Annotated in this window: 9 protein-coding genes and 1 pseudogene; 7 read left to right on the top strand and 3 right to left on the bottom strand. The window is 69.0% G+C overall.

What is annotated here, in order from left to right:
* The 5 genes and pseudogenes from AB0M20_RS11070 to AB0M20_RS11050 form a co-directional block, all read left to right on the top strand.
* A partial coding sequence (locus AB0M20_RS11070; protein WP_364296833.1) for a sugar ABC transporter substrate-binding protein occupies positions 1-1,130 on the top strand: 1,130 nt, incomplete at its 5' end.
* Positions 1,131-1,168: 38 nt separating this feature from the next.
* A complete protein-coding gene (locus AB0M20_RS11065) occupies positions 1,169-2,047 on the top strand; it encodes a sugar ABC transporter permease (protein ID WP_364296831.1) in 879 nt (292 codons plus the stop codon).
* A complete protein-coding gene (locus tag AB0M20_RS11060; RefSeq protein WP_364296829.1) occupies positions 2,044-2,955 on the top strand; it encodes a carbohydrate ABC transporter permease in 912 nt (303 codons plus the stop codon). The genes AB0M20_RS11065 and AB0M20_RS11060 overlap by 4 nt, the downstream gene beginning before the upstream one ends.
* Positions 2,952-3,800: pseudogene (locus AB0M20_RS11055) on the top strand (beta-L-arabinofuranosidase domain-containing protein); the annotation flags it as partial. The gene AB0M20_RS11060 and the pseudogene AB0M20_RS11055, both read left to right, overlap by 4 nt.
* Positions 3,801-3,840: 40 nt before the next feature.
* On the top strand, positions 3,841-4,854 hold the full coding sequence (locus AB0M20_RS11050; RefSeq protein WP_364296827.1) for a beta-L-arabinofuranosidase domain-containing protein: 1,014 nt from the start codon (positions 3,841-3,843) through the stop codon (positions 4,852-4,854).
* Here AB0M20_RS11050 and AB0M20_RS11045 read toward each other — a convergent pair.
* Complete coding sequence (locus AB0M20_RS11045; protein ID WP_364296825.1) at positions 4,851-5,915, bottom strand: LacI family DNA-binding transcriptional regulator; 1,065 nt, start codon at positions 5,913-5,915, stop codon at positions 4,851-4,853. The two genes, AB0M20_RS11050 and AB0M20_RS11045, sit on opposite strands and share 4 nt — an antisense overlap.
* A 202-nt stretch (positions 5,916-6,117) precedes the next feature.
* On the opposite strand from AB0M20_RS11045, the gene AB0M20_RS11040 reads away from it, so the two are divergent.
* A complete protein-coding gene (locus tag AB0M20_RS11040; protein ID WP_364296823.1) occupies positions 6,118-7,326 on the top strand; it encodes a hypothetical protein in 1,209 nt (402 codons plus the stop codon).
* A gap of 12 nt (positions 7,327-7,338) precedes the next feature.
* On the opposite strand, the gene AB0M20_RS11035 is transcribed toward AB0M20_RS11040, so the two are convergent.
* A complete protein-coding gene (locus tag AB0M20_RS11035) occupies positions 7,339-7,749 on the bottom strand; it encodes a hypothetical protein (RefSeq protein ID WP_364296821.1) in 411 nt (136 codons plus the stop codon).
* Positions 7,750-7,932: 183 nt separating this feature from the next.
* Between AB0M20_RS11035 and AB0M20_RS11030 the strand changes: the two genes are divergently transcribed.
* Positions 7,933-9,261, top strand: coding sequence for an NAD(P)/FAD-dependent oxidoreductase (locus tag AB0M20_RS11030; protein ID WP_364296819.1), 1,329 nt, complete (start codon positions 7,933-7,935; stop codon positions 9,259-9,261).
* A gap of 43 nt (positions 9,262-9,304) precedes the next feature.
* Here AB0M20_RS11030 and AB0M20_RS11025 read toward each other — a convergent pair.
* Positions 9,305-10,858: alpha-1,4-glucan--maltose-1-phosphate maltosyltransferase (locus AB0M20_RS11025; RefSeq protein WP_364296817.1), on the bottom strand; the 1,554-nt coding region annotated here is incomplete at its 5' end.

The raw sequence follows: 10,858 nt of genomic DNA, 5'->3' as shown, positions 1-10,858 counted from the left end.
TGCTCGTCGCGGCCTGGAACACGAAGAATCCCACCTGCAAGATCAATCTCACCTACATCCCGCACACCGAGATGGTCGGCAAGATCGCCCAGGGCATCGCGTCCGGCGAGGTGCCCGACCTCATGGGCATGGACCTGATCTACGCACCGCAGTTCGAGAAGGCCCAGCAGCTGGTCGACCTCACGGGCCGGATCAAGGACTGGCCGGAGCTCCGGACCTCGAGCAAGGGCCACATGACCGTCGCGACGTTCGAGGAGCGGCTCTACGGCGTGCCCCTGTACGCGGACGTGTCCGCGCTGTTCTACAACAAGGATCTCTTCACCCGGGCCGGCCTCGACCCGGAGAAGCCGCCGACGAGTCTCGCCGAGCTGAGCGAGTACGCCGGCAAGATCTCCGCACTGGGTGGCGACGTCAAGGGTTACTACCTGCCCGGCAACTGCGCCGGCTGCAACATCTTCACCGTCGGCCCGCTGATGTGGGCGTCCGGCGCGAAGATCGAGGCGGTCAACGCCGGCGACGAGCCGCTGACCGGCGACGGCGTCAAGCAGGTGCTGCAGTTCGCTCGCGACATGGTCAAAGCCGGCAACGTCCACGCGGGCGACCGGGCCGAGAACGGTGAGACCTTCCACCTGCAGTTCGGGTCCGGCAAGGTCGGCATGATGGGCACCGGCAACTTCAACATCACGCTGGCCCGGCAGCAGAACCCGAAGATGAAGTTCGGCATCGCCCCGCTTCCCGGCGTCACGGCCGGCTCGACCGCCTCCTTCATCGGCGGCGACCTCGTCGTCGTGCCCAAGGGCAGCAAACGGGTGGCCGACGCGGTCAACTTCATGAAGTTCCTGCTGTCCGACGAGGTGCAGGTCGAGGTGTACGCCAAGGCGCTGAACCTCACCACGCGCACCGACATGGTCGACAACAAGTATTTCCAGGCCGAGCCCCTGGTGCAGGACGTCGCCAAGGCGCTCGAGATCGGACGGACGCCGTACACCCTGACCTTCTTCGAGCAGATCAACTCGCCGCAGGGTCCGTGGCTGCAGATGCTGCAACGGGCGTACTACACCGACGAGAGCCTGGACACCATCATCGCCGACGCCAAGACCGCGATGAAGAAGATCGCTGCTCAAGGTTGAGCGAGAAGGGCCGGGAGCGGAACGAAGGGAGGACGGCGGTGCGCCGGCACACACGGAGCCGATGGCTCGGACTGGCCTATCTCAGCCCGGCGTTGCTGTTCGTCCTCACCTTCACCGTCTACCCGCTCGGGCGGATGGTCTGGATGTCCTTCCACAACTGGTCGCTCATCTCGCCGCCGCGCTGGGTCGGGCTCGACAACTATCGGCAGGCGTTCGAGGACCGGCAGTTCTGGGTGTCGCTCGGCTTCACCTTCAAATACACCCTGATCATCACGCCGATCCTCATCGTCGGCGGCTACCTGCTCGCGCTGCTGACCGTGTCCAACTCCCCGCTGCGGCGGATCACCCGGACGGTGGTGTTCACGCCGGTCGTCATCGGGCTCGGCGTCTCGAGCCTGCTGTGGTACTGGCTGTTCAGCACCGACTTCGGGTTCGTCAACAAGGTGCTGATGGATGGGGGCCTGATCGATTCACCGATCGTGTGGCTGGGCGTCGATGCCGACCGTTCCAACCTGGCCATCATCGTCTCGGTGGTGTGGAAGGTGATCGGCTTCGGCATGGTGCTGTTCGTCGGCGCCATCCAGGCGGTTCCGTCCGAGGTCACGGAGGCGAGCATGGTCGACGGCGCAACCTACCGGCAGCGCGTGACCCGGGTCCTGCTCCCGCTCACGTTGCGAACGGTGCTGCTGGTCACCCTGCTGAGCGTGATCGGGTCGCTGCTGGCGTTCGACCAGTTCTACATCATGACCGCGGGCCAGCCGCAGAACGAGACGGCCACCTCCGTCTTCTTCGTCTATCTCAACTCATTCCCGTATCTCAAGCTGGGATACGGCGCGGCCCTGTCGATGGTGCTGGCGCTCACGATTCTCGCCTTCACGGTCGTCCAGTTGCTCGTGGCCCGGCGGAGTCACTCATGAGCGCGACACGGGCCCCGGACCGCCTGAGGACCGGCCGCGGCGCGACCACCCTCCGTGCCGAGCGCCGGCGGGACCGCGCCGGACGTACCCGCTACCTGGTCGGCGCGCTCTGCGTCGCGCTGTGCACGATCATGCTGCTGCCGCTGGTCGCGTCGATGCTCGCTTCGGTGAAGCCGACCGCGGAAGCGGCCGCGTCGCCGCCCACGTACGTGCCCGACGTGTTCAGCCTCGACAGCTACCAACGGCTCTGGACATACCAGGAAGGGCTGCCCACGTACCTGCTCAACAGCTTGGGCACGGCGGCGCTCACGATCGTGTTCACGCTGCTGCTGACCGTGCCGGCCGCGTACGCACTGGCCCGGTTCTCGGTGCCGGTCAAGGAGTTCATCTTCGTGGTGCTGCTCCTCGCGCTGATCGTGCCGTACCAGGCGCTGCTGACGCCGATGTTCCTGATGTTCGCCGAGCTGGGCCTGACCAACAAGCTCGTCGGTCTGGCGGTGGTGCACACCGCGATTCAGCTGCCGTTCAGCCTGTACGTGCTGCGCAACAGCTTCGCCGCGGTGCCCCGCGAGCTCGAGGAAGCGGCCATCATGGACGGCGCCTCGTCGCTGCAGGCGCTCCGCCGGATCTTCGTGCCCGCGACGAAGCCGGCAATCGTCACCGTTGCGCTGTTCGCGTTCATCATGTCGTGGAACGAGTTCCTCGGCGCTCTCGTGATGATGAGCAAGGGCTCGTCCTTCACCCTCCCGCTGGTGCTGGCCGCGGCACGCACGGAGACCAGCCTGGGCGGCACCGACTGGGGGATGCTGCAGGCGGGCATCACCATCTCGATCATCCCCTGCGTCGCGTTCTACCTCCTTCTCCAGCGCTTCTATGTTTCGGGTCTGATGAGCGGAGCAGTCAAATGATCACGGATCGGATCGAACACGAGGCTTGCGTCCGCCCGTCGGCGGGCGCCAGGACGGCACTCCGACCGGCCGGCGCCGCAGACGTCACCATCCACAGTGGGTTCTGGGCCGACCGGCTGCGGATCAACCGGGAGCGGACGATCCCGCACGGCTTCGACCGGCTCCGCGCGACCGGCACACTGAACAACCTTCGGCTCGCGGCGGGGGCGGGAGACGCCGGAGACTACCGGGCCGCCGGCGACACGAGTGGGGCCGTGCTGCCGTTCCTCGACTCCGACGTCTACAAGTGGCTGGAGGCGGTCGGTTGGGAGCTCGGCCGCGACGACGACGCCGGGTTGCGCGCCGCCGCGGACGAGGCGATCGGCATCGTGGCCCGCGCCCAGCGCCAGGACGGTTACCTCAACAGCTTCGTGACCGTGCTCGGCGGCCGGCAGTACGCCGACCTGGCGTGGGGTCACGAGCTCTACTGCCTCGGCCACCTGGTGCAGGCCGCCGTCGCGTGGCACCGCGCGCTCGGCGACGACCGGCTCCTCGACATCGCGCTGCGTGCCGTCGCGCACGCCGATCGGGCGCTCGGCTCGCCCGGCCACCAAATCGACGGGCACCCGGAGATCGAGATGGCACTCGTCGAGCTGACCCGGGTGACCGGCGACCAGTCGCACCTGGCGTCCGCCGCACGAATGCTCGACCTGCGCGGCCACGGCATCATCGGCGAGGGCCGTTTCGGCCCGACATACTGGCAGGACCATCTGCCCGTCCGGGAGGCGGCCGAGGTCGCCGGCCACAGCGTGCGCCAGCTCTACCTCGACTGCGGCGCGGTCGACGTCGCCGTCGAACGCGACGACGAGGGCCTGCTGGCCCGCGGTGCGGCGCCGGTGGGACGACATGGTCCGGACCCGGCGTTACCTCACCGGCAGCGTGGGCAGCCGGCACCGCGACGAGGCCTTCGGCGACCCGTACGAGTTGCCGCCGGATCGGGCGTACGCGGAAACCTGCGCCTCCATCGCCGAGGTCATGCTCGGCTGGCGCCTGCTGCTGGCCACCGGTGAATCCGGTTATGCCGACGACATCGAGCGCGTGATGTTCAACGGTGTGCTTCCCAGCCTGTCCCGGTCGGGCACGGAGTTCTTCTACGTCAACCCGCTGCAGCGGCGGACACATCGCAGCTCCGACACCGCCGCCGACGGCCGGCGGGCGCCGTGGCAAGCCTGCGCCTGCTGCCCGCCCAACCTCATGCGGATGCTCAGCACCTGGCGGCAGTACGTGCTCACGAGTGACGACACCGGCGTGCAGGTGCATCAGTACGCCGACGCGGGCTTCCAGTCGTCCGATGTGGAGTTGACCATCGCGACCGGCTACCCCTGGGCCGGCCGGATCGTCGTCACCGTCGTCCGGGCGCCGGACCGCCCCTGGGCGTTGTCGCTACGTGTGCCCGGCTGGTGCCGCTCGGCGACGCTGACGGTCGGCGACGGCCCGGCGGAGGCGGTCACCGCCGGCTACGCGACCCGCAGCCGCACCTGGCGGGCGGGCGACCGCGTCGTCCTCGATCTCGAACTCCCCGTGCGCCTGATCGAGCCGCACCCACGTGTCGACGCGGTTCGTGGCTGCGTGGCCTTCGAGCGAGGACCGATCGTCTACTGCATCGAGTCGGCCGATCTGCCCGACGGGGAAACACTCGAGGACGTGCGCTACGACCCGGACGGTGTGGTGGCCGCAACGCCCCGGCCCGACCTGGGCGACGGCGTTGTCGGCATCGACGTGCCGGCGGCCGTCGCCGGGTCCCGCACGACGGTGCCGGCGATTCCCTACTACACATGGGGCAACCGCGGCGACGGCGGCATGCGCGTGTGGCTGCCCCGCCAGGCCGTGTCCGGGGATCACGCCCTGGGTCTGTCCTAGCCGCGGTAGGGACGGGCCGTCGAGTCGCGGACGACGAGGTCGGGCTCGAAGATCTGCAGGCTCGGCTCACGCGAGGCCTCGGGGTCACGGGAGAGGCTGACCGCGAGGTCGACGGCGTAACTCACCAGCTTTGCCGTCGGCATCCGGGACGTGGTCAGGGCGGGCACGGTGTGGCTGGAGATCAGGATGTCGTCGAATCCGACGACCGACAGGTGCTCCGGCACGGTCGCTCCGAGGCTGTGCGCCGCGTGGAGAACGCCGACGGCGAGGAGGTCGGTCGAGGTGGCGACCGCCGTCGGTGGTTCGGGCAGCGCCATCAGCCGGCGCAGGGCTGCGTCGCCGCCGGCCAGGGTGTTGGGGCAGCGTTGCACGTAGTCTGCGGGAACGCCGTCGAACCGCTCGCGCATGAAGTCGGTGTACGCGACCTCGCGGACCCAGAACTCGCCGGGCAGCTCCGCGCTGACGAACGCGATCCGGCGGTGGCCGAGGTCGGCGAGGTGGTGCAGCCCGGCACGGATCCCGGCGCGGTCGTCGGTGTCGGCGCTCGGGAACTCGAGCTGCCCGGTGCCCTGCCACAACCCGATCACCGGCACCTGCGAGCCGCGCAGGTCGGCCAGCAGCTGGGGGTGGACCCGCAGGTCGCCCAGCAGGATGACGGCGTCGGTGTGCCGGGTCTCGAGGACCGAGGTGAGCGGAATCGCCTCCTCGAGCCGTGGGTGGATGTGGCCGAGGACGACGTTGTACCCGTGCGCCATCGTTTCCTTGACCAGGGCCTCGATGGCCTCGGCGAAGAACGGGTCGCTGAAGTCACGGACCACCGCGCCGATGAGGTTCGTGGAGGCGCCGCGCAGGCCGCGGGCCAGCGGGTTGGGCCGGTAGCCGAGCTGCCGGGAAGCCTCGATCACGCGCTCGCGCGTCCGCTCGGCGATCGGCACCCGGGTCTCCGCGCCGCTCAGCACCCGGGAGACGGTGCTCTGCGACACGGCCGCCGCCGCGGCGATGTCGCGCATGGTCACGACGGGGCGAGCCGCCTCCGGTGGTTGCTTGGGCTCGGGAGCCATCCTGCAACAGTACCCGGCTCGATGCGGTCATACGTTTGCACACCTGGGCTATGCCTGCTCCGCGCCCGGGCGCGGTTGGAAGCGCGGATGGCGGGCGGGTCCGCGGCCGGCGCACGCGTCGGCGCATCGACCCTGTGCTTCACTGTGGCCGGAGCAACCCCACTTTGGAGGGTGGTTCGCGGTGGCGGGGTGGATCACGCGGATGAGGACGACGCTGGACGTCGGGCGGCAGATGGCGTGGCAGTATCGCGTCACGGCGACCGGCGTGATCCTTGCCGGCTTCAGCGTTGCCACTGCATTGACGCAGGTACCCAAGCTGATCAGTGCCTTGGCGGCGGCGACGGGTGCCACGGTTGCGTTCTTCGAGGTCCGCACCGTGCACAAACGCACCAAGGCCCTGGTGTTCCAGCCGCGATCGGGTGACGACTACGCCGACCTTGTCCAAAGCGAAGGCGGCCGTGGCCGAATGTTGAGGACCAGCGGCAACGTGGGCGTGGCATTGATCGATGAAAGCCGGCGGCTGCGTCAAGGCTCCTTGAAAGCCGAAGTCGACCAAGGAGACTTCGTCCTGCGAGACGAGTTGGCGAAATGGGCACTGCCGTTCCTGGCCCGACAGATGCGCAGGTCAACGCTGCATAACGGGAGCGTGGTCGGACTTGCGTCGGACCTGCCGACGGCCGGCGGAGTCGATGTGGTGCGATTGAAACGCGTCACTTACTACGACTTCGTATGTACGAACATATTGTCCGGATATGACGTACGTGAAGTCGGCTTCGGCGCGCGGATGTACGGGCGAAACCTGTTCGTGAACCGGAAGGGCCGCCTTCGAGCCTTCGCCGACAGTTGGCTCGCGAACACCATCGGTGTTTCTACACTGGCGATCACCTCCGACGGCAAGTTGTTGCTCCCATTCCAAACCAAGCACAACGTCGGCAGCCCTGAGCTGTACCCCCCGTCCGGATCCGGCGCACTCGAGCAGCAAGACCTCCCGCCGAGTGGACGAGGACAACTACGGGACGTCATCGTTCACGGCGCTGTGCGTGAACTCCGCGAGGAATGTGGAGTGCTGACCACAGAAGTGCAGGACAGCGAGGTGCTCGGACATGCCCGCTGGTTCACCCGCGGAGCGATGCCGGAGTTTGCTGCCGTGACCCTGTTGTCCGCGGCCAGCGAGGAGGTCGAGGCTCGAAAGGTCAGCCGCGGCGAGCGGCCGTACATCGAGATGGTCAGCAGCGTACGGTTCACCCCCATGGATCAGTGGGATCCCGATGCGCCGTTCACCATGATTCCCCACGATATCGGGGTCAAAGCGTCATGGCCGCTCGCTTTTGCCCTGTCCTGCCTGGCCGACGTGATGGCGGACCAAACATTTCGCCTCAGGACAGAGATCACCCAGAGGCTTGCCTCTTAACTACGAGATCTCTCATCCTTCGATACGCGGGACGCCGGCGCTGAATGACATGCAGGCGGCCATGAAGTAGGCATCGGTCCCCCGGGTGACCGCGGTGACCGTGACTCCCTCGACTGACGCCGGAACCGTCTGGGGCGTGTCCTGGGGCGGCGGCGGGCAGGCCGCCGCGGCTCCCGCGATGTAGGGCTGCACGTACGTCCCCGCTGCCGGCAGCACTCCCTTGGCGGCGGGCGGCGCCGCCCCCTCCAGCCGCACCTGCATGGTCACCGGGAACGTGCCCCTGAAACGGCACGCCGCCCCCGACTGATTCGTGAGGCGGACGCCGTCCATGCCGGCAGTGATGCCCATCCGGTCAACCGGGCACAACGGCTCCGGGTCCTCGCCGCCGCACCCGCCCGCGGCCAGCAGGATCACGGCGATCACGAACCCACCCCGGATTGCCTTCACGCCCCTTTGACGCCACCGCCTCACCTCCGGTTCCGCGCCGCCAGAAGCGAACGGCTCCCCCGTGGGAGGGACCCGGTTGGCGACATCGAGGGAAGTGGCTGACTGTGCCGCACTGGTTGCCTGGAACTGGTTGCAAGAGACGTCGAAGGAGACCAAGCCGTGGCACGTGTCGTGATCGTCGGCGCCGGGTTCGCCGGCTACCGGGCAGCGCAGGCGCTGCACCGCACGCTCGGTGCAGAAGCCGAGATCGTACTCATCAATCCGACCGACTACTTCCTCTACCTGCCGCTGCTGCCGGAGGTCGCCGGCGGGGTGCTGGATCCCCGCCGGCTGGCCGTCTCGCTGACCGCGACGCTGCCGGGCGTACGGCTGCAACTGGGGTACGTGGACCGCATCGACCTCGCCACCCGGACCGTGCACCACATCGATCCGGAGGGCCGCGCCGGCGCTGTCACCTACGATCGACTCGTCGTGACGGCGGGCAGCGTCAACAAGGTGCTCCCGGTGCCGGGCATCGCGGACCACGCCCACGGCTTCCGCAGCATCCCCGAGGCCCTGTATCTGCGCGACCACGTCATCCGGCAGGTGGAACTGGCCGCCTCCACGGAGGATGCGGAGGAGCGGGCGGCGCGGCTGACGTTCGTCGTGGTCGGTGCCGGCTACACCGGAACCGAGGTCGCCGCGGCCGGGCATCTGCTGACGCGCAGCCTCCTGCGCCGCCGGCCGGCGCTGCGGGACACGCCGGTGCGCTGGCTGCTGCTGGACCGTGCGTCCCGGGTGCTTCCCGAGCTCCGACCGCGCTTATCGAGATCGGCCGCCCGCACACTGGGGCGTCGCGGGGTGGAGATCCGCACCGGCACGTCGGTGTCGGAGGCGACGACGGGAGGCGTCCGCCTCACCGACGGCCGGTTCGTGCCGACCAGGACCGTCGTCTGGACCGTCGGGGTACGCCCGGAACCCCTGGTCGACGCTCTCGGGCTGGCCGCGGTGGAGGGACGGGTACGCGTCGACGAGTACCTCCGCGTGCCCGGGCATCCGGACGTCTTCGCATGCGGCGACGTGGCCGCGGTGCCAGATCTCACCCGGCCCGGCGAGCTGACGGCGATGACCGCGCAGCACGCCGAGCGGCAGGGGAAGGCCGTCGCGCGGAATGTGGCCGCCTCGCTCGGGCACGGTTCCGAGCGCCCGTACCGGCATCGTGACCTCGGACTGGTCGTGGACCTCAGCGGCATGAAGGCGGTTGCCGACCCGCTGGGCGTACCCCTGACCGGGTTTGCCGCCAAGGTCGCCACTCGCGGCTACCACCTGCTGGCGATGCCGGCGAACCGGTTCCGCATCCTGCTCGACTGGGTGGTGGACGCGTGCACCCGCCGGCAGGCGGTTCAGCTGGGCCTGGTGCGCTCGCCGGCCGTCCGGCTGGACACGACCCAGCCGGCCACCACGCCGCCGCGGTCGCCGCACGCGGCGGTGGGCAGCGTCGCGGGCTAACGGTCCACGTAGCTAGAGCCACGAACGTGGTTGATACGCGGTGTCAGTGCGGCTGGACGCTGATGATGTGCACCGGCTCGGTGCCGGGGCCGAGGCGGACGAAGTTGTGCTCGCCCCAGTTGAAGTGCTGCCCGGTGATCAGGTCGTGGGCGACGAACCCGTCGTGCCATTGCAGCCCGAGGGCGGGCATGTCGAGGTGCACCCAGGTGTCCCGGGTCCGGTGCGGGTCGAGGTTGGCGACGACGAGGATGACGTCCAGCCGGTCGTGCAACGCGCGCGCTTTGGAGAAGACGAGGATCTCGTCGTCGTCGGCGGTGTGGAAGCGCAGGTTGCGCAGCCGATGCAGCGCGGGATGCGCCCGGCGGATCTCGTTGACCGTCGTGAGATACCCCGCGATGGACCGGTCCTCCCCCGGCCCACCGGGCTCGTAGTCGGCCCAGCGCCGATCCTTGAACTGGTATTTCTCGTTGTCCAGCTGTTCCTCGGCACCGGGCCGGGCCTGGTCCTCGATCAGCTCGTAGCCGGCGTAGATGCCGTACGTGGGCACCAGCGTCGCGGCGAGGGCGGCGCGCATCTTCCAGGCCGTCGGGCCGCCGCGCTGCATGAACGAGGTCAGGATGTCGTGCGTGGTCGGCCAGAAGCTGGGCCGCATGTAGGCCGCGGCGGGCCCGGCCAGCTCGGTCAGGTATTCGACCAGTTCCGCCCGGGTGTGGCGCCACGCGTAGTACGTGTACGACTGCTGGAAGCCGACCTTGGCCAGCATGTGCATCATCGCCGGCCGCGTGAACGCCTCCGCGAGCCAGATGACGTCGGGATGGTCGCGGCCGACGTCGCCGATGAGCCACTCCCAGAACTCGACGGGCTTGGTGTGCGGGTTGTCGACGCGGAAGATCCGGATGCCGTGATCGATCCACACCTGGACGACGCGGCGCAGTTCGGCGTAGATGCCATCGGGGTCGTTGTCGAAGTTGAACGTGTAGATGTCCTGGTACTTCTTCGGCGCGTTCTCCGCGAAGGCGATCGAGCCGTCGGCGCGGGTGGTGAAGAACTCCGGGCGTGTGGTCACCCACGGGTGATCCGGTGAGGCGTTCAGCGCGAGATCGATGGCGATCTCGAGGCGATGCTCGGCGGCCGCGGCGACGAAGGCGTCGAACGCGTCGAAGCCGCCGAGATCCGGGTGCACGGCGTCGTGGCCGCCGGCCGCGGATCCGATGCCGTACGGCGATCCGGGGTCACCCTCCTGTGCCCGCAGGGAGTTGTTGCGGCCCTTGCGGTTCGTCGTGCCGATGGGGTGGATCGGCGTGAGATAGACGACGTCGAACCCCATCGCCGCGATGGCGGGCAGTCGCCGGGCCGCGGTGGCGAAGGTGCCCGTGGTCCACCGGCCGGTGACCGGGTCCTGTGTCGCGCCCTCGGTGCGGGGGAACATCTCGTACCAGGCGCCGTAGAGCGCGCGTTCCCGCTCCACCAGCCAAGGGTGGTCGGGGCTCGGGGTGACGAAGTCACGAAGCGGCCGCGCCGCCAGCTCGGCCCGCACGGCCGGGGAGACGCCGGCGGCGAGGCGCTCCTGCGAGGACAGTGCGATGTCGCGCATCGC

The organism is Actinoplanes sp. NPDC051633 (genome assembly GCF_040681735.1).
Classification (GTDB): Bacteria; Actinomycetota; Actinomycetes; order Mycobacteriales; family Micromonosporaceae; genus Actinoplanes.
The sequence above is the reverse complement of the archived record's forward strand: the minus strand, read 5'-3'. Positions and strand labels throughout refer to the sequence as shown.